The sequence below is a fragment of the Klebsiella sp. WOUb02 genome, from assembly GCF_050058015.1.
In the GTDB taxonomy this organism is placed as follows: Bacteria; Pseudomonadota; Gammaproteobacteria; order Enterobacterales; family Enterobacteriaceae; genus Klebsiella.
This window is the reverse complement of record NZ_CP170106.1, coordinates 422,185-442,548: the sequence shown is the minus strand read 5'-3', so window position 1 is coordinate 442,548 and position 20,364 is coordinate 422,185. Positions and strand designations below refer to the sequence as shown.

21 protein-coding genes and 1 pseudogene are annotated in these 20,364 nt (G+C 54.2%); 11 read left to right on the top strand and 11 right to left on the bottom strand.

Annotated elements, in window-relative coordinates; genetic code table 11:
* The first annotated feature begins 31 nt into the window (after positions 1-31).
* From ABOC21_RS04295 to mrkJ, 5 genes and pseudogenes are all read left to right on the top strand, one after another.
* Positions 32-1,260: pseudogene (locus tag ABOC21_RS04295) on the top strand (amino acid permease).
* Between the two features lie 115 nt (positions 1,261-1,375).
* Positions 1,376-2,242 carry an oxidoreductase gene (locus ABOC21_RS04290; RefSeq protein WP_426812056.1) on the top strand — a complete coding sequence of 289 codons (867 nt, stop codon included), beginning with the start codon at positions 1,376-1,378 and terminating at the stop codon, positions 2,240-2,242.
* Positions 2,243-2,641: 399 nt separating this feature from the next.
* Positions 2,642-3,346, top strand: coding sequence for a flagellar brake protein (locus ABOC21_RS04285; protein WP_426812055.1), 705 nt, complete (start codon positions 2,642-2,644; stop codon positions 3,344-3,346).
* A 4-nt stretch (positions 3,347-3,350) separates the two neighbouring features.
* Positions 3,351-3,935: a LuxR C-terminal-related transcriptional regulator gene (locus ABOC21_RS04280; RefSeq protein ID WP_426812054.1), complete on the top strand. Its 585-nt coding sequence runs from the start codon at positions 3,351-3,353 to the stop codon at positions 3,933-3,935.
* Between the two features lie 158 nt (positions 3,936-4,093).
* Positions 4,094-4,810 (top strand): cyclic-di-GMP phosphodiesterase MrkJ, encoded by a 717-nt coding sequence (gene mrkJ, locus ABOC21_RS04275; protein ID WP_426812053.1) that lies wholly within the window; start codon positions 4,094-4,096, stop codon positions 4,808-4,810.
* 87 nt (positions 4,811-4,897) lie between these two features.
* Here the strand turns inward: mrkJ and ABOC21_RS04270 are convergent, their stop codons facing one another.
* From ABOC21_RS04270 to ABOC21_RS04235, 8 genes are all read right to left on the bottom strand, one after another.
* Entirely contained in the window at positions 4,898-5,494 is a 597-nt protein-coding gene (locus ABOC21_RS04270) for a fimbrial protein (RefSeq protein ID WP_426812562.1), read from the bottom strand.
* 68 nt (positions 5,495-5,562) lie between these two features.
* A complete protein-coding gene (locus ABOC21_RS04265; RefSeq protein WP_426812052.1) occupies positions 5,563-6,558 on the bottom strand; it encodes a fimbrial protein in 996 nt (331 codons plus the stop codon).
* Entirely contained in the window at positions 6,549-9,035 is a 2,487-nt protein-coding gene (locus tag ABOC21_RS04260) for a fimbria/pilus outer membrane usher protein (protein ID WP_426812051.1), read from the bottom strand. Before ABOC21_RS04260 ends, ABOC21_RS04265 begins: the two co-directional genes overlap by 10 nt.
* 11 nt (positions 9,036-9,046) lie before the next feature.
* Positions 9,047-9,748: a fimbrial biogenesis chaperone gene (locus ABOC21_RS04255; RefSeq protein WP_426812050.1), complete on the bottom strand. Its 702-nt coding sequence runs from the start codon at positions 9,746-9,748 to the stop codon at positions 9,047-9,049.
* A 94-nt stretch (positions 9,749-9,842) separates the two neighbouring features.
* The gene (locus tag ABOC21_RS04250) at positions 9,843-10,451 is read right to left on the bottom strand and encodes a fimbrial protein (protein WP_426812049.1); all 609 of its coding nucleotides are present in this window, start codon (positions 10,449-10,451) and stop codon (positions 9,843-9,845) included.
* A 454-nt stretch (positions 10,452-10,905) separates the two neighbouring features.
* On the bottom strand, positions 10,906-11,607 hold the full coding sequence (locus ABOC21_RS04245) for an ArsR/SmtB family transcription factor (RefSeq protein WP_426812048.1): 702 nt from the start codon (positions 11,605-11,607) through the stop codon (positions 10,906-10,908).
* A 6-nt stretch (positions 11,608-11,613) separates the two neighbouring features.
* On the bottom strand, positions 11,614-12,003 hold the full coding sequence (locus tag ABOC21_RS04240; protein WP_426812047.1) for an amino acid-binding protein: 390 nt from the start codon (positions 12,001-12,003) through the stop codon (positions 11,614-11,616).
* The gene (locus tag ABOC21_RS04235; protein WP_426812046.1) at positions 11,996-12,322 is read right to left on the bottom strand and encodes an antibiotic biosynthesis monooxygenase family protein; all 327 of its coding nucleotides are present in this window, start codon (positions 12,320-12,322) and stop codon (positions 11,996-11,998) included. The genes ABOC21_RS04240 and ABOC21_RS04235 overlap by 8 nt, the downstream gene beginning before the upstream one ends.
* Before the next feature lie 384 nt (positions 12,323-12,706).
* Here ABOC21_RS04235 and ABOC21_RS04230 point away from each other — a divergent pair, with 384 nt between their 5' ends.
* Positions 12,707-12,919, top strand: a complete 213-nt coding sequence (locus tag ABOC21_RS04230; RefSeq protein WP_095099001.1) for a YdgH/BhsA/McbA-like domain containing protein — start codon at positions 12,707-12,709, stop codon at positions 12,917-12,919.
* A 103-nt stretch (positions 12,920-13,022) separates the two neighbouring features.
* Here ABOC21_RS04230 and ABOC21_RS04225 read toward each other — a convergent pair whose 3' ends face one another.
* Complete coding sequence (locus ABOC21_RS04225; RefSeq protein ID WP_426812045.1) at positions 13,023-13,895, bottom strand: EamA family transporter; 873 nt, start codon at positions 13,893-13,895, stop codon at positions 13,023-13,025.
* Between the two features lie 81 nt (positions 13,896-13,976).
* Here ABOC21_RS04225 and ABOC21_RS04220 point away from each other — a divergent pair, with 81 nt between their 5' ends.
* Entirely contained in the window at positions 13,977-14,483 is a 507-nt protein-coding gene (locus ABOC21_RS04220) for a MarR family winged helix-turn-helix transcriptional regulator (protein ID WP_426812044.1), read from the top strand.
* A 100-nt stretch (positions 14,484-14,583) separates the two neighbouring features.
* On the opposite strand, the gene ABOC21_RS04215 is transcribed toward ABOC21_RS04220, so the two are convergent.
* Positions 14,584-15,006, bottom strand: coding sequence for a MarR family winged helix-turn-helix transcriptional regulator (locus ABOC21_RS04215; RefSeq protein WP_426812043.1), 423 nt, complete (start codon positions 15,004-15,006; stop codon positions 14,584-14,586).
* A 168-nt stretch (positions 15,007-15,174) separates the two neighbouring features.
* Between ABOC21_RS04215 and ABOC21_RS04210 the strand changes: the two genes are divergently transcribed.
* Complete coding sequence (locus ABOC21_RS04210; RefSeq protein ID WP_426812042.1) at positions 15,175-16,194, top strand: alpha/beta hydrolase; 1,020 nt, start codon at positions 15,175-15,177, stop codon at positions 16,192-16,194.
* 71 nt (positions 16,195-16,265) lie between these two features.
* On the opposite strand, the gene ABOC21_RS04205 is transcribed toward ABOC21_RS04210, so the two are convergent.
* Positions 16,266-16,739: an Lrp/AsnC family transcriptional regulator gene (locus ABOC21_RS04205; RefSeq protein WP_426812041.1), complete on the bottom strand. Its 474-nt coding sequence runs from the start codon at positions 16,737-16,739 to the stop codon at positions 16,266-16,268.
* A 151-nt stretch (positions 16,740-16,890) separates the two neighbouring features.
* On the opposite strand from ABOC21_RS04205, the gene ABOC21_RS04200 reads away from it, so the two are divergent.
* The 3 genes from ABOC21_RS04200 to ABOC21_RS04190 all read left to right on the top strand — a co-directional run bounded on the left by ABOC21_RS04200 (position 16,891) and on the right by ABOC21_RS04190 (position 20,272).
* A complete protein-coding gene (locus tag ABOC21_RS04200) occupies positions 16,891-17,502 on the top strand; it encodes a LysE family translocator (RefSeq protein ID WP_426812040.1) in 612 nt (203 codons plus the stop codon).
* 942 nt (positions 17,503-18,444) lie between these two features.
* Positions 18,445-19,050 carry a tyrosine-type DNA invertase gene (locus ABOC21_RS04195; RefSeq protein ID WP_426812039.1) on the top strand — a complete coding sequence of 202 codons (606 nt, stop codon included), beginning with the start codon at positions 18,445-18,447 and terminating at the stop codon, positions 19,048-19,050.
* A 625-nt stretch (positions 19,051-19,675) separates the two neighbouring features.
* Positions 19,676-20,272, top strand: coding sequence for a tyrosine-type DNA invertase (locus tag ABOC21_RS04190; protein ID WP_426812038.1), 597 nt, complete (start codon positions 19,676-19,678; stop codon positions 20,270-20,272).
* Positions 20,273-20,364 lie beyond the last annotated feature (92 nt).

Sequence of the window (20,364 nt, the reverse complement as noted above, 5' to 3'; positions counted from 1 at the left end):
TTTTTGGTTTTATGGTTGATAAATTCACACAATGTCTAAAATTTGGTCAAAAGAAGAAACTCTCTGGAGTTTTGCCTTATATGGCACTGCCGTAGGCGCTGGCACTCTGTTTTTGCCGATCCAGCTAGGGTCCGCCGGCGCCGTTGTTCTGCTCATCACCGCGCTGGTCGCATGGCCGCTGACCTACTGGCCGCACAGGGCGCTGAGTCAATTTATCCTCTCCGCTAAGGTTGTTCCCGGCGCAGGCATCACCGGTGCGGTCAATCACTATTACGGCAAAAAGGTCGGGAATCTGATCACCGGGCTCTACTTCCTCGCCTTTTTCGTGGTGGTCCTGATTTACGCCGTGGCGATCACCAACTCCCTGGCCGAACAGCTGGCGCGACATATACCGATTACCGCCGGCGTGCGCGCGCTGCTCAGCCTTGCCGTCGTTCTGGTCCTCAATCTGATCTTCCTGATGGGGCGTCACATCACCATTAAGGTGATGGGCTTTCTGGTGTTTCCGCTGATCGCCTGCTTCCTGTTCCTCTCTATCTACCTGATCGGCGACTGGCAGCCCCGGCACCTCACCAGCCAGTGCAGCTGGACGCGCATACGTTCCACCAGGTTTGGATCTCAATCCCCGTGATGGTTTTCGCTTTTAGCCATACGCCGATTATTTCAACTTTTGCTATCGACCAGCAGGAGAAATACGGCGAGCAGGCGATGGGTAAATGCAAAAAAATCATGAAAGTGGCCTATACCATCATCTGCGCCAGCGTGCTGTTTTTTGTCGTCAGCTGCCTGCTGGCAATACCGGCTCCCTATATCGAAAGCGCGCGCAAAGAAGGCGTCACTATCCTCTCCGCGCTGTCGATGCTCCCCGGCTCCCCGGCCTGGCTGGCGGTAACCGGGATCGTCGTGGCGGTGGTGGCGATGTCAAAATCCTTCCTCGGGACCTACTTCGGGGTGATTGAGGGTGCCAGCGAAATCGTGAAAACGTCGCTGGGGCAGATGGGAATCCGCAAAAGCCGCGCCTTTAACCGCGCGATGTCGATCCTGCTGGTTTCGGCGCTGACCTTCGCGGTGTGCTTTATTAACCCCAACGCCATCTCGATGATATACGCCATCAGCGGACCGCTGATCGCCATGATCCTGTTCATCATGCCGACCCTATCGACGTACATCATTCCCGCCCTCAGACCGTACCGATCGCCGGGGAATTTCATTACCCTGGTCGTCGGCCTGCTGTGCGTTTCGGTGATGTTCTTTAGCTAATCCTCCCCTGCGGCGACGGCCACCGCCGTTGCCGCACGTTCTGCTAATATTCCCGCCGCTGAATATCCCCTGACCGGTTTACACTTAGGCAGTGCATACTACAGGGGGAGTCTCTATGTCCAACGTACGGCAATCCGGAACCGGCACCTTAGGCGACCGTCAGGTTTATCGCCTGGGATACGGGGCAATGCAACTGGCGGGCCCCGGCGTATTCGGCCCGCCTGCCGATCCTGAAAACGCGATTCGCGTACTGCAGGCGGCGGTGGCCGCGGGGGTCAACCATATCGATACCTCCGATTTTTACGGCCCGCACGTCACCAACCAGCTGATCCGCAGGGCGCTGCATCCCTACCCTGACGATCTCTGTATCGTGACCAAAGTCAGCGCCCGCCGCGATGAAAAGGGGAACTGGCTGCCGGCCATGTCGCCGGCGGAGTTAACCCAGGCGGTTGAGGATAATCTGCGAAACCTCAATCTCGACGTGCTGGAGGTCGTAAACCTGCGCAGCATGCTGGGCACCCACGGCCCGACCGAAGGATCGCTGGAAGGCCCGCTGACGACGCTGCTCGAGCTTAGAGAGCGAGGGTTAATCCGCCACATTGGGCTCAGCAACGTCACCGCCACGCAGGTCGCCGACGCGCAAAAGCTGACGCCCGTCGCCTGCGTGCAGAACCAATATAACGTCGCGAATCGCCAGGATGACGAGCTTATTGACGCGCTGGCCGCACAGAATATTGCCTACGTTCCCTTCTTCCCGCTCGGGGGCTTTACGCCGCTTCAGGCGCAGGAGCTGAACGATATCGCCGCCGAACTTGCGGCGACGCCGATGCAGGTCGCCCTCGCCTGGCTGCTGCAGCGGGCCCCCAATATTCTGCCGATCCCCGGCACCTCATCGCGCCAGCATCTTGAAGAAAACCTTGCCGCAGCCGCCTTAACTCTGCCCGCCGGCGCTCTCAGCACCTTAGATAACCTCAAACTTTGAGCTCCGTCCCCTGCCGCCAACGTTTCTAAGCGCATGGCGACAGGGGTCTTCTGGCGCTAATATTTGCCTGGAATTAACTCAACGCTGCTGGCACTATAGATCCTACAAATGGGTATTTGCCCCGCCGTCCTTTCGCACGTACCCCTATAGCAAGCGTCATTTTATACTATTTAGACCGGCCTCCTTATTGGAGGCCGATGTCGTTTGTATCTATCCTATTCTTTGAACTCTTGATTACAGGAAAAACAACTGCTGATTCGACGTTTATACAAATCAATTTAGCCACAAAGATAGCTAATAACATCAAACGCTCATTAAAACATCTGATTAACACAATCAGAATGTTGCTATTGCTATAAAAAAATCCACACACAATATAAAAATTAACAAGGACTTCACATGACAGAGGGAACAATAAAGGCCAGTAAGTATGAGATCATTGCTATTTTCAGGGAGGAACTCAGAAAACAGTCTGAGATAGAAATTTTCTATAATAACAAAAGTTTTATCACTAAACTGGCACGTGTAGATTTTGCAGAATTTCACATCGTCACCCACAGTAAGCTCCCTCCGGGGCACAAGTTCAAATTTGTTCTGCATAGCGATTCAGGGAAGATAGAGTTCTGCTCAACGCTGAAGAAACATTCGGGGAGCGGCGCCGCTAAAGGTAATAAATTTTCATTTACCTTACCGGAATGTATCCAGGTGGTTCAAAGACGACGAGACCCGCGCTTTCGCCTACAGCATCAGCATGATTTTTTTTGTCATGGCCGCCATAAGAATGGCGAGAACTATACTTTTGAAATTAAAGATATTTCAGACGGCGGCTGCGCGCTGATGGCCAAGAACCCCAACCTCAAGTTTCTGACTCACAATGCAATCCTCAAAAATGCGATTCTTTCAGTCGCCGAATATGGGGAAATCACCGTCGACCTGGTGGTTAAAAATGTCGTGACGGTGACCCTCGACGAGGAGGATGAAAAAGAGGAAAGCTATCATCAGATTTCCTGCCAGTTTAAGTTCCGGCATCAGGACGATAAGAGAAAAATAGAGAAAATACTGCTTGATTTGATCCTCGAAGCGAAGAGAAAAAAGAGAGTCTGAGCCCTTGGAGAGTATATTTATGTATACCGATGACAACCTCATCGGTCAATCAATACATCGTTATATGATTGATAACAATAAAAACGTTATCACCTTAAGCTATCACAATATTATGCGAGGGGAGACCCTTCCTCAGGCTAAAATTATTATTTTTAACGTCATTCATAAGGATATTTCTGCTGCCAATATGGTGCGCTTACTTAACAAAATGCGCTTCTGCCTGGCGCGTTGCGTCCGGCTGGTGCTGATCGTCAGGAGCGATATCGCCGGACTGTGCCGGGAGCTGATTTTTTTAGAGAATTTGCTTATTTTAACTGAAAAATCATCGCTTAACGATTTTTCAGAGAGCACAAAGGTGCCGACCTCCGCCGTCGATTACCGCTTTATGTTAACCCATAAAAAGCTCTCGGTCCGAGAGCTTCAGGTGCTGGAGCTGCTCATGGCCAGCTATAACAACAAGCGTATCGCGACGCTTCTCAACATTGATCATAAAACGGTGCACAGTCATCGCATTCATATCATGAAAAAGCTCGGTATGGACAGCTCCCGGGTTATGAATAAAAAAATAGTCACCATGTATCAGTGTTAGACGTTTTTCGCCACGCCCTGAAAACCAAAACAAGTGACCAATCAAAATATCGTCATCAATTGGTCACTTGCTTTTAATAAAAATTCACATCGGCAGCAAGGTCCCCTATAATATTTTCACCCTGCAGCCTCCGCTTGCTAAATTTCCGACACGAGAAAATGAACGCTAACATATTTTCAGACCATAACTTATCACGTGGCGATATCTCTGTTCGTTATGTTTTTCAGAAAATGTTCTCGCCGCAGGACAAACTGGTTGCCGTTGAATGCCTGAGCCGCTTCGATTATATTCCCGTAGCGCCTGAATTTTTCTTCCGTCATGCCAATAAAACGCTCCGCGAAAGTATTTTCATGGAGCAGCTGGCGCTGATTGAGAAGCATAAGGCGTGGTTTATTAAGAATAATATTTCTGCCACCATCAACGTAGACGACCATATCCTCAGTATTTTACGCCAGCCACAGATCGAAGAGTATATTCAGCGCCTGGGCTGCGTCCATTTTGAAGTGACGGAAAATTCTAATAACCTGCTTAATAATGCACTTAGCGCCTGGCAAAGCACGCAAACCACCACCCTCTGGCTGGATGATTTCGGCGCTGGCAATGCGGGCATTAACGCCATTCGCGGCTATCATTTCGATTATGTAAAAATCGACAAAGACTTTTTCTGGCATTTAATGCAAAAAGAGTCCGGGCGACCGCTAATGGATGCGCTGGTGACTTTCCTTGCCCACAATAACCATAACGTTATTATTGAAGGGGTAGAAAGCGAGGTGCATAAAAAATGGCTCCAGGGAATGTCGTGGTTCGCTATTCAGGGACACTACTGGAAAGAAGTTAGCATTGAAGAACTGGTCGAAGAAGATAAAGTCATTTAAAAAATGCCGGGCTCTCCGGCATTTTTTTGTTCAGACAGAATCATTAACTTAGCGAAAAGTGCGCTTTACGTCCAGGCGCGCAGATTGTTAATTATAAACCAGCTCCCAGGTGGCCCAGCTGGTCATCGGACCGGAGGTGGCTTTTTCCGGCGCCGGGGAAACGTAGCCGATATAATAGGTAAATACGCCGCCATCTAGCGCTTTTTCTTTAATCGGCACCCGATTTTGCAGCGGATCGGCCGGCACAATTTTATTGCTCTTATCCAGAGTATTATTGTCATTGGTCGACAGCGCCAGGTAAATGTTACGCGCGCCGTCCGGCAGGGTATTCGCCAGATAGCCCGCATTTTCATTGTTGACATTATTGACCATAAACCCGTCGATCCAGCGAACGTTCACCGCACGGACTTCGCTTTGGTCCGCCGCGCCGCCGTCGTGACGCAGCTGACAGTTCGACAGTTCAAGAGTAAAGGGCTGCGCTTTCATAAAGGCCCCGGCCCCGCGATCGTGCACCTCCGCCAGGCTCACCGGCGCCAGCCAGACGCTGCCGCTGCCGGCATTATGGCCGCCGTTCAGCGCCACGCTGCAGGAGATATCCGTTACCCGGCCGGCAAAATCCACCCGCCCGTTATCATAGTTGGTCATAAAACCCGCGGCGGAAGAGGCAACAAGCAGGCCGCTCATCGCCAGCAGGCCGGCAAATCGTTTGCCGCTGCGCTTATATCCATTTTCCTTCATACCCGCCTCCCGAATTAATCGTACGTCAGGTTAAAGATCATATGCGACTCAACCTCGCCGGTGCTGGTGGCCGCCGCGTACTGATAAAAACGCGCCAGGAAAGGTATCGTGATGTAGCGCGTTTCCTGGTTGCTTAGGGTACCGACGTTGTAATTCTTATTGAACTCAACCGGCACGCCGCCTTTTAGCACCTGAATCCCAATCCCTTTAGCCATCGCGCTGCCAGCCTTTTCGTTCAGCAACGCTCCCTGGGTGACGCTCGTGCCGGTGGCAAGCGTACCGGAGAAAGAGGCCTCGATATTGGCGTAGCCGGTCGCGCTCAGCCCGCCGCTGCACTGCAGCTCAATATTAAAATTTTTGCCGCCGGCGTAGGTGCCGACGCCGTTCAGATCGCTGCGTTTAATGGTCCCGACGTCAACGTTCATATTCTTACCGCTGAGTACCGTACAGGAGGGCGAGACCACGGTAATCGCATTGGCGCTGAGGTAGGTTTCCAGAATCGGGTTGTTGCCCCGCTCCCAGTCGTAGGAGGTATATTTCCCCGCCGCCAGAGTACCGCTGCCGGTAGTCGCGGCGGTTTTAATAATCTCCAGCGTAAAGCGGGAGCCTTCCAGCGAGTAGTTGGTGGTACGGTTGATGGTGGAGGAGTAGACATCGGGATAGGTGATGTTTACCGTCGAGCCGCCGCGGCTAAAGCGCATGCCGATGCCCGGCACGTTGGTGGAGTAGACCTTATTCCCCAGATCGGTGGCGCCGGTGGAGACAATCTTCGCCGCAAAGCGGTTGGTGCCGGCGGTACAGCTGTAGCTGGCCCCGCCCGACGCGCTCATCGTCCAGTCCCGGGAGACAATCACCGAGCCCACCGGCAGATCGGGCGGCACGACGACCCTGCCGACGACCATATCCAGATTCACCGTCGGCTGCGACAGGCGCGTACAGGCAGCCCAGGCGGAGGTGGTCCCCAGCGCCATTAAGCCAATAAAAAGCGTCAGTTGTTTACTCAGCGACATACCGTTTCCTTTGATTTTGCCTTGCCCAGTTCCACCGTGCACTGTCCGCCGCTCCACTTAACGGTCGCGTGCTGAACGCTGGCGTCACTGATAAACATCATGCTGCCCTGGCCGACCACGCCGATCTCTTTACCGCTCGGATCGAAAATGCTGGCAGCGAACGGCAGCGGCTGGCCATTCGCCTGGCGCGCCTGAATCGTAATGTTGTTCTGTACCGTGGTGCCAAACGACACCTTCACGACGCTGCCTTCCCACGGCACCACCTGCGCCACGGTGCGATCGAAGGCGATATCGTCATGGCTGCCCTTCGGATCGATCTCGATGGAGTTAATCCGGTACGGGCGCAGATACGGCAGGATGGCGTAGCCGTTGCCGTCGACGCGGGTACCCGGCGAACCCGGCAGCATCGCGCCTGCGGCATCTTTCGCTTCGATAAGCGCCATCGTGCTGCCGCTTTCCGGCGAGAACACCACGCCGTGACGATGGGCGATCAGCGTCCCGCTGGCGCCCAGGCCGCTCTGACGATACCCCTCGCCCTGGCTATAGCTGCCGTTCAGGGTGGTCCACGGCGTGCGGTAGCTTCCGTTCAGCGCGACGTCATGCTGGCCGCCGGTGGCGGTGGTCGTCGAGACGCCGTAGTTAAGGTTGTTCTCGCTATCCAGCGAACCGTTAATCCCGATCTGCGAACTGCTAAAGCGCGAGTTATTAAACGAAGTATTCGACGTCAGGTTGGCGGTCCGGTTCTCGCCAAACCACAGCGGATAGCTGAAGTTAAGCGAGATGCGATCGTCGCGATTGTGGCCGGAGCTGTCCGGCGTATACACGCGCTGCGCGCTGGCGGACCACGAGAGGCGGCCGAACATATTGTTGTAGCTCAGCTGATACTGCTTCTCGGTGCCCGAACGGTTCCAGTAATCAGAGATCCGCCCGCTGAGATAAAAACCGCCCCAGCCGTCCGGCAGGTTCTGGTTAACGGTGAAGGTCATGCCGTTTTTCTGCCGCCACAGGGTGTAGCTGCTGTTGCGGTTCTTCTCCTGGTCGACGGCGTACAGCGCGTCGTTCAGGTTGTAGTAGCCTTTGGTGGAGTAGCGATAGGCCGCCAGCACGATGCTGGTCTGGGTATCGGTAAACATCCGGTTAAAGGTGGCGCGGTAGCTCTGGCCGCTCTCGTCGAGGGTGTCGCTTTTCAGCCGCGACTGGGTAATATCCAGCGACAGCGCGCCGATACCGGTATTCATCCCGGTCCCCAGCAGGAACGCCTGGTAATCGTCAAAGCCGGTGACGCCGGTATAGCCGGTAAAGACGTTATTCAGGCCATGCTGCCAGGTCGCCTGGTAGAGCATCGGCTTATTCCGCAGCCCGCTGTCATCGACCTTACCGGCCGACAGCGCATAGCGGGTCATCCCCGGACGCAGCAGCTGAGCCACCGAGGCATAGGGAACGCTAAACACCTGCACCGAGCCATCGGCCTCTTTGACCGAAACTTCAAGGTCGTTACCGTATCCGGAAGGGTAGACGTCCTGCAGGGTAAACGGACCCGGCGGTACCGAGGTCTGATAGATAATGTTGTTTCCCTGACGCACCGTCACCAGGGCGTTGCTCTGCGCCACGCCGCGAATTTCCGGCGCGTAGGAGCGCATTCCGTCAGGGAACATGTTGTCATCAGTCGCCAGGTTTACCCCGCGCAGGCCGATGGTGTCGAAAAACTCACCGTTGGTGAAAATCTGCCCGCCGCTGACGATCGAGTTGATCTGCGGGATCGGCCGCTGAAGATAGGTCTGGTTGCTGTTCCAGTGCGCTTTCCCCTGCTGCTGCTGCCAGTTCAGGTTACCGACGTGCTTGAGCAGCCAGCCGTCCCAGGAGAGACCCGCGTTAAGCCCCAGATAGGCGCTGCTGTTATCGGAACCGTTATTCCCGGAAGTGTGGCTGGTCCAGGTATTGGCCATCCAGCCGAGATTCAGCGCCGTAATGCCTTTATCCCAGAACTCCGGGCTGACATAGTTTTTCAGGCGCTGATCTTCGTAGATTTGCGGCACGGAAATTTCCAGCCGTAGGGAGGACTGAATCAGGTTGTCCTTGACGTTTTCTTCGTTACGCCACTCTTTCAGACGCCCGCAGTAGCCTTCCTGCTTTCCCAGCTGGGGGTTGAGCTTTTCCGCGGCGATGCCGTAGCGTTCAAGCATCTCTTTGGTGTAGCAGATCCCCATGTTGCCGTCTTTATCACGGGTGACCTTCAGATCGTAGCGTCCTTTCCACTCGTTGTTGGTATAGACGTCAAGCGAATAGGTCCCCTCAGAGATGGCGCTGGAGGAGAAGCGTGACAGATCGACCTTTTCCCGGCTGCCAACAATGAAGCCGTCGTTAAACTGGTATACCGTTCCCGGATTTTCCTGTCCGCTGGAAAAGGGTGGAAAGCAGAGCAGCGCCATGGCGATCGCCGAACTTAACCTTCCCGGGCTGATAGTCCTCTGCTTCATGGTAGTGTCCCTTATTTAACGGCTACTTTCACTGCCACATCTGCGCCATAGTCATTGATATTATTAATCGTCAGGGTCTCGCCTCTGCTCACGGCGGAAGAGAGGGCAACGGTCTGACTGGACTGTGGAGCAAGCATCACCGTTTTGCTGTTCAGGGCCTTGCCGCCGTCACGGGAAATACGGCTCACGGTGAGATAAAATGGCGTAGGGTTGCTGACCGACAGGCTGCTACCGCTGGCAGAAAGCGCTAATTTCTCCGGCGCAAGGTCACGGTTGCCCAATCCGGTCGGGCGGTAGATAAACTTAAAGCGCGAACGAATTGCCAGCTGCAGGATGTTCTGCCCTTCATTTTTTGGATTAGCTTCTACCGGCGGTATTTCCAGCAGATTAAGCCACCACAGCGTCTCTTTATCTTTGGCAAGCCCCGCGCTGCTGCCAAGCTTAATACGTAAGGTCTGCCCGCTTTTGGCATCCACGCGGGATATTGGCGGCGTAATAATAAATGGCGTGGTAATCGTATCCGGCGTGGCGTCGGCGTTGCCGTTATCCAGCCAGGCCTGCGCCAGCGCCGGGCGATCTGCGGTATTAGAAAGCTGTACCGTTATTTCTTTTTCATTTCCGGGATAAATAAAGCGGGTGCCGTTAACAATGATATTGTTGGCATGGGCCGCAAAACTAAAAATGAAACAGAAACAAAGGGCAATACGCTTCATGCTGACCTCAGACGGGAAAAAAATAAGCGGCAGCGGCTGCCGCTTTATCAGGCATATAACCGCCTCAATCGAGGCGACTATTTTCAGACGATAATTACTGGTAGGTAATTTCGTAAGTAGCGTAGCTGTTAACCACACCGGTAGTTACGGTAGCCGGGGTGCTGGTTGCATAGCCAACGTAGTAGGTGAAGCGCGCGCCATCCTGAACGGCAGAAGCATCGCCAGTTGCTTTAGGCTGAGTGCTGTCGCCCGGGATGATTTTGTTGCTCAGAGTAGTAGCGTCGTCTGTAGACAGAACCAGCTGGATGTTTTGCGCGCCGGAAGCTTCGGTGTTAGCCAGGTAGCCAACCTGTTTGCCAGCAGCGCCGGCCAGCAGGTTACCGCCGGTCCAGTTGACGCCCAGTTTAGCTACGTCGTCCTGTTTGGTGCCGTCAGCAGCCTGGCAATCAGAGACGTCAATGGTGAAAGATTTCGGTTTCAGGTAGGTGTCTGCACCCGCCGCTTTCACTTCAGTTAAGGTTACCGGAGACAGGTAAACGTTAGCATCGCTGCCCTGGCCGTTTACGGAAACAGTACAAGATACGTCGGTAACTTTACCGAAGAAATTAACCTGGCCACCGCCAACATTGGTATCAGCCGCATTTGCCGCTGCCATACCGAAAAATGCCGTGGCCATTGCTGCAGAGAGAAGAACCTTTTTCATTGCCATTTCCTTGTCAGAGTGAGTTTTGTATCAATAAACCAACAGTAAATCTGCAGGCGATAAGAAACGTTATGCGATGCCCACCGCTGCAACTGTGAATAGAAACTTCGACTGACCGGAAGCCGCAATATTTAAGGCGTCAGGACGCGAATTCAAATAATGAATTCGATAATGCTGTCGGCGTCAAAGAATGCTATTTTTCGCTGGTAAATATACATTTGCTTATAACTTGTTACATCACGCTGACGATAGCCAGAGCCTATTAATTAATAACAAACAATAATCACAAACGATGGCTTTGTTATTTACTTCAGGAGGGATAAGGCGCCAAGGATATATCTGTGGAGAGTAAATATAATGACAAATATTGCTATTTGATGGCCATCGGGAACAATCTGAATAATATCGAGAATGGGTTACGCGAGATCCAATACACCAGGTTCAGCCGCCGCTCCTACAGCGGCAGCCGGAAGTGGCGGGCCAGGGCGCGCTTTCCTTCCGCGCTAACGGAAACCTCGCGAAAACCCGGCGTCAGAATAAACCAGCCCTTTTGCTGACCATGCTGCAGCAGCGCGGCGCCAACGCTCCCGCCGGCATGAAAGCGCCTTTCGCTCCAGTCCAGGCAGGCGCAGCACGCTTTGCGTCGGCGATCGCCGGTCAGGACGATCCCAAGACGGGAAAAGTGCGCTTCCCCTGCCGGCGTCACCGCCGATCCGTCGGGCGTAATCCAGGCCTCGTGCAGTAAAAAGTGATAAATATCCACCGCCAGCTCGCCGGCGAGGTGATCGTAACAGGTCCTGGCCCGGCGTAAATTAACCGGCGTACGGGTGGTCAGCGTCAGCGCGCCCTTCCCGGCCATCGTCATCATATTCTCCACTAAGCCGGCGACGTCCGCCCCCGCCAGCCGATAGTAGCGGTGCCGCCCCTGCGCCAGGCACACCAGCAGCCGGCCGTTCACCAGGCGACTCAGGTGCGCGCTGGCGGTGGAGGCGGAAATGTCCGCCGCCGTAGCCAGCTCCGTGGCCGTCCACGCCCGGCCGTCCATCAGGGCACAGAGCATTTTCACCCGCGAGCTATCGGCCATGGCGGAAGCCATCGCCGCCATGGCGACGGCCAACGACTCATCATCGGTAATGACTGCGGCAGGTTTGAGCATAATGCCTCACGCGTTAGTGGCCCAGCGGCGCGTCGCCTCCTGCGCCAGCGGGAAATTATCGGTAACCAGAATCAGGCGATTAGCATGGTCGCTGTACTGGGTCAGAATATTGACCCCCTGCCCGGCCAGTGCGCGGGCGATGGCCCCCAGCTCTCCCGGCTGCTCCTGCTTCAACCGACGAATAAGCGGCTGCGTGACCGCCGCCACCGGGATCCCGGCCTGTTCCAGCGTCGCTCTGGCGCGCTCGCCGTCGGTCACCAGGAAGTGGGCATGACACCGGTCGTCAACGGTGAAGACGCCCCCGCCCTCCAGGCCCACCCCGCCGCTGCCGAGCGTTTGCCCAAGTCGCGCCAGCTCGCCCGGCCGGTTTGGCAGAATCACATAAATATCATACATGGCCGCGATCCTCGCCTCTTTCCGTGCCGTATTCGCGCATCAGCCGGGTAATGCGAATCTGATAGTCGGCAAAGATACTCTCCTTACCCTCCTGCTGGGCCTCCCGGTGGGCGAGGTTATTTTTCCACGCCAACACCGCCTGCTCGTCGCGCCACCAGGAAAGCGACAGAATTTTCCCCGGCGTCGTCAGGCTCTGAAAACGCTCAATGCTGATAAAACCATCGATAGTGCTGAGCAGCGGCTTAAGCTCCGCAGCGAGCTCCAGGTAGCGCGCCTGGCCTGCTGGCGCAACCTCGGCTTCAAAGAGTACGGCAATCATTGTGTCATCCTTATTTATTCAGCGGTGCCGCCACTCTATGCCGCCCGCCCCGCCAATACTTCGCCGGCGGACGAAGTATTGTCCACGCCGCGCGGTTCAAAAAACAACCAAATAATTCACCAAAACAATAACCAAGCCCCGTGGAAGAAAAATCTCCGCGCGGTCGGCGTTTATTTTTCCGCAGCAATAAATCACAGAAGCTCTCAACAACCTGCTGTTTTTATTGATTAAGAGAAATTTAAACGTCACCTGACCGTCATCTTAATGGCACAAAAGTGTGATCTAAATCGCACTTTTTGCAACGCACGTTATAGTTAGCAGACTTATTATAAACCCATCGAAAGTGCAGCGCTTTCCACCTGTAAAGTTAAAAGGAAAAACACCATGAAAAACGTAAAATTACTTGCCGCCGCCGGTATGCTGTCCCTGGTTTCTTTTGCTAGCTTCGCTCAGCACCCGGTCAGCGTGACCGCAGATACCCTGGACAACGCGGAGGCTAAAATCGCCACCATCGCTAAAGACCAGGGCGCGTCTTACCACATTACCGAAGCCTACACCGGTAACCAGGTACATATGACCGCCGAGCTCTCCAAATAAGAGAATGGTTGCAGAGGGAACTGCCGGACCGGCCGCCTGAAGGCGGCCCGTTTGGCTCCCGCCGCGCAGTAACCATGCAGTAATGTCGCAATGTCGGGCCCCTTTATGGGGCCTTTTTTGTTAGCGCGCGCTGAATCGACAGCACGCTAAGCAGCACCACGATCAGCCCCACCAGCGCCAGCCCCTGAATCTTCTGCCCGAGAATAATCCAGCCCAGCAGCACCGCGGTCACCGGGCTGAGCAGGCTTAGCGCCGATACCGCCACCGACGGGAGGCGGCTAATCCCGCGGAACCACAGGCCGTAAGCCAGCATCGCCCCTGCCACGCACAGCCACAGATAGCCCGCCGCCTGGATCAGGGTCACCTGCTGTAAAGGCGGATCGACCAGCAGCGCAATCGGCGCCAGCACCACACCGCCAATCAGCAGCTGCCAGCCCGTCAGCGCCACCACCGGCAGCGAAATCGCCCAGCGCCGGGAGAGCCAGGTGCCCAGCGCCATGCTGAGCGCTCCTAAAAACGCCGCGCCGATGCCCAGCGGATCCAGCACCGTCTGCGGAGAGAGCAGCAGCAGCGCCATGCCGATAACGCCGGTACAGGCCGCAGCGACCGCCATCCACGGCGACCGCTGCCTGTCCACGGACCAGGCCTGCAGCATCACCAGCAGCGGCTGAATGGCGCCGATCACCGCCGCCAGACCGCCGGGTAAGCGATAGGCGGCAATAAACAGCAGCGCCTGGAAGGCGCCAATATTGAGGATCCCGGTGACCGCCAGCTTCCACCACTCATTGCGCAGAGGAACGCGACGGCACCAGATTAACAGGGCGATCCCCGCCGGAAGCACCCGCAGCAGCGCCGCGATAAACGGCCTGTCCGCCGGTAATAGCTGCGAGGTTACGATATAGGTCGTCCCCCAGATGGCCGGAGCCAGGGCGGTCAGTAGCAGATCAAAAATGGGCGAACGCGAGAGAAAGGTCATGATTTTATCTTCACATCAAGGTAAATTAGTCAGCCAAGTATGTATCGATAAATATCTTGATATCAAGGTAACCAGGCACAAATGGACAAATCACCGCAAACAGACGCCGTAGACCGCATTCTTGAACAGTGGAAACGGGAGCGTCCCGATCTTGACTGTAGCCCGATGGGGCCGATTGGCCGCCTGAAGCGCTGCGCCATGCTGCTGGAACCGCGCGTCGAGGAAGCGTTTATCCAGCACGATCTGGTGCGCTGGGAATTTGATATGCTGGCGACCCTGCGCCGGGCGGGAGAGCCGTTTACCCTCTCGCCGACCCAGCTTTTTTCGACGCTGATGATCACTTCCGGCACCATGACCCATCGCCTGAAAGCGCTGGAAAAACGGGGATTCATCTGCCGCCTGGCGAATCCGCAGGACGCGCGGAGCATGCTGGTGGCCCTGACGCCTGCGGGTCGGGAGCTTATCGATCGCGCGGTTGAAACGCACGTCGAGAACGAACGTCGGCTGCTGGCGGGACTCACCGCGCAGCAGCGCCAGCGGCTCAACGACGCGCTGGCGGAACTGATGCGCCTGCTGGAAGAGGACTAGCAGCCGGTCCCGGCAGCCTGAGGCGCCACCGCTGCCGGCAAACGGACCGACCGCCGGAGTAAAAACAAACAGGATGGCGCCCCCGTCCTGCACGCCGCAGCTATAAGTCTTCCAGCAGATTTTTGGCGAGCTGTTTGAGGACATTCAGCTCATCATCGTTCATCGTCATAAAGCAACGCATCTGCTTTGGGATATCAACGATCTGTTCCTTCAGCGCCTGCGCCTTTTCGGTCAGGACGACTTTCTTCATCCTTTCATCGCCGGCAACCGAAACCCGGTTTAAAAACTCTTTGGCTTCCAGTTTCTGTACCAGCGGAGTCAGGGTTCCCGAATCAAACAGCGTTTTCTCGCCCAGCTCCCTGAGCAGGATATTATCCTGCTCATAGAGTGCCAACAGCACAACAAACTGTGGATACGTTAAATCAAACGCTTTCAGCAGCGGCCTGTATTGACGGATCAACGCATTGGCGACCGAATACAGGGAGAAGCATAGCTGATCGCCTAATATACTGTTTTCTTTCATTTTAATAGCCCTACGCAAGCGTTCTGATGAAAAAAGTATAAATAATATTTGACTAAAAGTATATTGCGCGCATGTATTACTCACGCAATCAAGTTGCACGAAGAAGAGAACGTGAAGACTCTCTTCTGCACAACACGCGAAATACAAACTTTATCGAGGGCCGTTATCATGAAAACCGTATCCACCATCCTGACTTCTACTCTGTTCGCTTCTATCGCCTCCGTTGCTTCCGCACAGCCAGTCAATACTCCGGCGCCGACGGCTGGCGTACGGGCATTTCTTGACGTCCTGAATTCTGGCCACGGCAAGCCGATGGAGCAGATGACTCCGCAAGAGGCTCGTCAGGTGCTGATTGGCGCGCAAAAAGGGGTAAAACTGCCGGCTGCGCAGGTGTCCGAAAAAACCATCAGGGTAGATGGCCAGGACATTACGTTGAAAATTGTTAAGCCGGAAAATGTAGCCGGTAAGCTGCCGGTGTTTATGTTCTTTCACGGCGGCGGCTGGGTGCTGGGTGATTTCCCGACCCATGAGCGTTTAATCCGCGATCTGGTCAGAGAGTCAGGCGCCGCGGCCGTTTATGTCGATTACACTCCCTCGCCTGAAGCGCATTTCCCGGTGGCGATCAATCAGGCCTATGAAGCGACAAAATGGGTGGCGACGCACGGCCAGGAAATCGGCGTTGACGGAAGCCGTCTGGGGCTGGTGGGGAATAGCGTTGGCGGTAACATGGTCGCCTCCGTTGCCCTGCAGGCAAAACAGTTCGGCGGGCCGAAAATTCGCTATAACGTGATGCTGTGGCCGGTAACGGATGCGAACTTCGATAGCGCCTCGTACAACCAGTATGAGAACGGCTATTTTCTGACGAAAAATATGATGAAATGGTTCTGGGACAACTATACAACCAGCGCCGCCGACCGTAATAACATCCTTGCCTCTCCGCTGCGTGCGACCACTGAACAGCTGAAGGGCTTCCCGCAGACGCTGATTCAGACGGCCGAGCTTGACGTACTGCGCGATGAGGGCGAGGCGTTTGGACGCAAGCTTGATGCGGCAGGCGTGCCGGTGACCGTCACCCGCTATAACGGTATGATCCACGACTTTGGCCTGCTGAATCCGCTGAGTGAAGAACCGACGGTTAAAACGGCTCTGGAGCAGGCAGGAGCAGCGCTGCACCAACATCTGCAATAAATGAAAACGCCGCACCAAATGGCGACGGTGCGGCGTGCTGCTTGCATAAACTCGTCGCGCCTGCAAAGGCGCTATCGCGACGAATTCAGGCTCTCCAGCGGAAAAGGTCGATCCTGCACCACGGTTTTCATCACCAGGGTCGATCGCAGGTGCTGAACGCCGGGCATCGCGGAGAGCTTGTCATCATACAGCTTCTGAAAAGCCGGCAGATCGCGGGTCACCACGTGCATCAAATAGTCCGGATCGCCGAACAGACGCTGCGCCAGCACGATCTGCGGGATCTCTTCGACCGCCTCTTCAAAGGCGCTCACCGCTCGCTTATCCCCCTCTTTTAAGGTTGCAAAGACGATCGCCGTGAAGTTAAAGCCCATCTTCACCGGATCGAGACTGGCGCGATAGCCGGTGATGGTCCCGTCCTGCTCCAGCGCCCGCAGCCGCCGATGGCACGGCGAGAGGCTGAGATTGACCCGCTCCGCCAGTTCAGTTATCGAGAGGCGGCCGTCGGCCTGCAGCTCGGCAAGAATTTTTCGATCTATGCTGTCCATTTGGAAGATTTTCGCTTTTAAAGGGTATTTTAAGCATAACATTGAAAGCTCATTGCGCGTCATTCCCGATATTCTTGCGGTTAACTTTTCCCAGGCGTGTGAGCGCAATCGCCATGCAAAATACATCCAGGCCCGGTGGGGAGACCCCACGATGGAAATGAGTTTTATCGCGAGCTTCTGGCTGGTCTCTTTTCTGCTGATCGTCACGCCGGGGGCCGACTGGGCCTACGCTATCAGCGCCGGCATTGACGGACGACGGGTGGTTCCTGCCGTGGCAGGACTGATGTCAGGACATCTGTTGGCAACCCTCGTGGTGGTCGCCGGCGTTGGGGTGCTGATCGCCGGACATCCGCTGGCCCTGTCGGCCATCACGCTGCTGGGCGCAGCCTATCTGCTGTGGCTCGGTATCGGCATTTTACGCCATCCGTCGACGCCGTCGGCCGCCGAACGGCGGGCGGACAGCTGGCAGGGCTGGGCAATAAAAGGACTTTGCATTAGCGGCCTGAATCCAAAAGTCTTTCTTTTGTTCCTCGCCCTGCTGCCGCAGTTTACCGATCCTCACGGCAACTGGTCGCTGGCGATGCAGATGTTGGCGCTGGGCTGCCTGCACCTGATAACCTGCACGGCAATCTATTTACTGGTCGGCTACGGCTCCAAAACGGTATTAGGCGCCCGCCCCCGGGCGGCGCAAAGAGTCAGCATGCTTTCAGGCATCATTATGATTATTGTTGCCCTGCTATTATTCTACGAGCAGCTCAGATAATGCCGACGCTAAGGGGTAAACGGGAATCAATATTGCTCTGCGCGTTTAATCGCTGATTCCGCTGCGTAAATTTATTGCGCGGCGGTCAGCGCTATTTCCACCAGCCTCCCGGGACGCTTCCCGCATCATAAAATATCCTGCCAGGTGGCTCTAAAATTGCGTTTCCGCTGCCAATGATCGCCATCTCAAGCTACGCAATAAAATTAGCGCGCTTATTTATCCGTAAAAAAACCGACACAAAAAACTCCAGATGGCTCCAAAAGACTCCAAACAATTCGCAGGCAAAGCGTGCTGCTGGCTCAGCGATGCCGGAGGAGTTTCTTCCCGATCGACGGCGTAAATAATTCACCGCCGGCGCCGCACATATCGCTTTACTTATTATTACTATTCTCCGCATTAATTTTGCAGTATGGTTTAGGCGCTGTTGTAGTGATGCAGTGAATGCTATCCGCCGTGCATATCGTTGTTCGCCGGCTGCGGGACATTTACGCGTTATTCATCTGCGGTCCGCGGCCTGAATCCTCCCGTCAGGGAATGATGACAAGCCCGCCGGGAGTTTGATTATTACACTACCATGCGTCGGGCGTGCGCCAGACCACAGCCTATGCCTCTATATTTATGGCGTGCATAACCAGGAGAAAAGCAGGATGAAGCGGACGTTAAAGCCACCAGCAAAACCTCATGTTTTCAATAATATAAACTACCATAATGACCCTTTTATGAAGCTACCGATCCTCAAGCGCGGAGATACTTTCTGCTTCATTCATTATCTCAAACGTAATGCACTAACCCGGCTGTAATATATGCCGGAATACCTTTCCTGTCCTCTAAAAGCACGGCGGAAAGGTGAAGTTAACAATTTAAAATTACAGTCGGATGTAAAAACTGGTCTGCAGACGTTGACCAGAACGTAATGTATGCCTGAAATTAAAAGGGATGATAATGAAAAACAATGCTGATATCAAAAAAAGGAACTTCCTGACTCAAGCCGAAATAGAGTCGCTGTTAAAAGCAGCTAATACCGGAGCGCACGCCGCGTGTAATTACTGCCTGACGTTATTGTGTTTTATTCACGGCCTGCGCGCCAGCGAAATATGCCGTCTGCAAATATCCGATATCGACCTCCGCTCTAAATGTATTTATATTCATCGGCTGAAAAAAGGATTCTCTACCACCCACCCGTTGCTGAATAAAGAGATTCAGGCATTAAAAAACTGGCTGGATATCCGCAGCGACTATCCCGATAGCGACAGCGAATGGCTATTTTTGTCACGCAAAGGCAATCCCCTCTCGCGCCAGCAGTTTTACCAAATTATTTCTTCATCCGGAGGTCATGCCGGGCTGTCGCTGGAAATACATCCGCACATGCTCCGCCACTCCTGCGGATTTGCGTTAGCCAATATGGGGATCGATACGCGACTGATCCAGGACTATCTCGGACACCGTAATATCCGCCATACCGTCTGGTACACCGCCAGTAACGCCGGGCGCTTTTACGGTATCTGGGACAGCGCCGAAGAGCAGCAACGCGTTAGCCTTATCCAGTAATCGCAGCCAACGCCAGGGAGGGCGTTGCCACGAACCGCGGCCGGGGGAAACATTAATAAATATTAACCATGCGTTAATTGCGATTAATGTTCCCGCAAGTTCTTATTTCATCAATATAGAATCAAATAGCGATACCCCTGGATATATTCCGGATATCCATGCGCTATTTATCACCAGGCGTAACCATTGCTATGCGAATCAACTCGAATGCCGCGACGGCTGAGGGTTATTCGCTACGGTCGCCCAGAAGGGTCTGTGAAATCATAAGGTTCCGGCAGCTGTGGCCGGCTAATCCGGCAAACTAAAATAGCCTCACGGGACAAGTTTTAAACTCTTGCGCGCTATTTCACATCTATAATATCGCCAGCGATAGCTTTTTCCCTTTTGATTTTATGAACCTGGCAACAATTACCGGCGACGCTATTGTGGGATGCCATAAAATCCATAAAAATAAGAATTATCGCGTGGCGTTATTTTGGCTATGTGTAAATGTAATGTGATCGCCTATTTGAACTTAAATACCTTCATATAATACGGTTTTAACATCGCAGATTATTTTTCGATCAGCCTGATCGTTTTTTCAGGCTGAGGCCTTGGTATAAATTAAATACAGGAGCAATGTATTGTGAATCGACGTCGTTTTCTTACCGCCAAAGAAGTTCAGGCTATGATGCTGGCCGTCCGGGACGGGCCCACCGGCGAACGCGATTATTGTCTTATTCTGCTGGCGTTTCGCCACGGCATGCGCATCAGTGAACTACTCAACCTGCACTACCGCGATCTTGACCTCAGCGAGGGGCGCATCAACGTCCGCCGGCTGAAGAACGGATTTTCAACCATCCACCCGCTGCGCTTTGACGAACTGGAGGCGATTGAGCGCTGGACCCGGGTTCGCGCCGGCTGGAAGGCCGCACAAACCACCGACGCTATTTTTATCTCCCGCCGCGGCAGCCAGCTCTCGCGCCAGCAGGCGTACCGCATTATCCGCAGCGCCGGCGAAGAGGCCGGAACCGCCACCCACACCCATCCGCACATGCTGCGTCATGCCTGCGGCTACGAGCTCGCCGAAAGAGGGACAGATACGCGTTTGATTCAGGATTATCTGGGACATCGCAATATTCGCCATACGGTGCGCTATACCGCCAGCAACGCCGCGCGTTTTGCCGGATTATGGGAAAGAAATAATTTGCTGGATAAAAACGTCCCTGAACAGAAGAAATAAATTATTACTTTGATAAATAAGATAAATTTCTTGAATGAACAGGTCAATTGGGGCCAAACTGTTTATATCATAAAAATGTTTTGTAATCTTTT

What these genes read in the sequence shown, in the direction of transcription:
- ABOC21_RS04200 (WP_426812040.1), top strand. Translation starts at nt 16,891, where the DNA reads ATGGAAATGAGTTTTATCGCGAGCTTCTGGCTGGTCTCTTTTCTGCTG.
- ABOC21_RS04220 (WP_426812044.1), top strand. Translation starts at nt 13,977, where the DNA reads ATGGACAAATCACCGCAAACAGACGCCGTAGACCGCATTCTTGAACAG.
- ABOC21_RS04245 (WP_426812048.1), bottom strand. Translation starts at nt 11,607, where the DNA reads ATGCTCAAACCTGCCGCAGTCATTACCGATGATGAGTCGTTGGCCGTC.
- ABOC21_RS04230 (WP_095099001.1), top strand. Translation starts at nt 12,707, where the DNA reads ATGAAAAACGTAAAATTACTTGCCGCCGCCGGTATGCTGTCCCTGGTT.
- ABOC21_RS04240 (WP_426812047.1), bottom strand. Translation starts at nt 12,003, where the DNA reads ATGTATGATATTTATGTGATTCTGCCAAACCGGCCGGGCGAGCTGGCG.
- ABOC21_RS04225 (WP_426812045.1), bottom strand. Translation starts at nt 13,895, where the DNA reads ATGACCTTTCTCTCGCGTTCGCCCATTTTTGATCTGCTACTGACCGCC.
- ABOC21_RS04260 (WP_426812051.1), bottom strand. Translation starts at nt 9,035, where the DNA reads ATGAAGCAGAGGACTATCAGCCCGGGAAGGTTAAGTTCGGCGATCGCC.
- mrkJ (WP_426812053.1), top strand. Translation starts at nt 4,094, where the DNA reads ATGAACGCTAACATATTTTCAGACCATAACTTATCACGTGGCGATATC.
- ABOC21_RS04235 (WP_426812046.1), bottom strand. Translation starts at nt 12,322, where the DNA reads ATGATTGCCGTACTCTTTGAAGCCGAGGTTGCGCCAGCAGGCCAGGCG.
- ABOC21_RS04255 (WP_426812050.1), bottom strand. Translation starts at nt 9,748, where the DNA reads ATGAAGCGTATTGCCCTTTGTTTCTGTTTCATTTTTAGTTTTGCGGCC.
- ABOC21_RS04205 (WP_426812041.1), bottom strand. Translation starts at nt 16,739, where the DNA reads ATGGACAGCATAGATCGAAAAATTCTTGCCGAGCTGCAGGCCGACGGC.
- ABOC21_RS04270 (WP_426812562.1), bottom strand. Translation starts at nt 5,494, where the DNA reads ATGAGCGGCCTGCTTGTTGCCTCTTCCGCCGCGGGTTTTATGACCAAC.
- ABOC21_RS04265 (WP_426812052.1), bottom strand. Translation starts at nt 6,558, where the DNA reads ATGTCGCTGAGTAAACAACTGACGCTTTTTATTGGCTTAATGGCGCTG.
- ABOC21_RS04290 (WP_426812056.1), top strand. Translation starts at nt 1,376, where the DNA reads ATGTCCAACGTACGGCAATCCGGAACCGGCACCTTAGGCGACCGTCAG.
- ABOC21_RS04250 (WP_426812049.1), bottom strand. Translation starts at nt 10,451, where the DNA reads ATGAAAAAGGTTCTTCTCTCTGCAGCAATGGCCACGGCATTTTTCGGT.
- ABOC21_RS04215 (WP_426812043.1), bottom strand. Translation starts at nt 15,006, where the DNA reads ATGAAAGAAAACAGTATATTAGGCGATCAGCTATGCTTCTCCCTGTAT.
- ABOC21_RS04195 (WP_426812039.1), top strand. Translation starts at nt 18,445, where the DNA reads ATGAAAAACAATGCTGATATCAAAAAAAGGAACTTCCTGACTCAAGCC.
- ABOC21_RS04285 (WP_426812055.1), top strand. Translation starts at nt 2,642, where the DNA reads ATGACAGAGGGAACAATAAAGGCCAGTAAGTATGAGATCATTGCTATT.
- ABOC21_RS04210 (WP_426812042.1), top strand. Translation starts at nt 15,175, where the DNA reads ATGAAAACCGTATCCACCATCCTGACTTCTACTCTGTTCGCTTCTATC.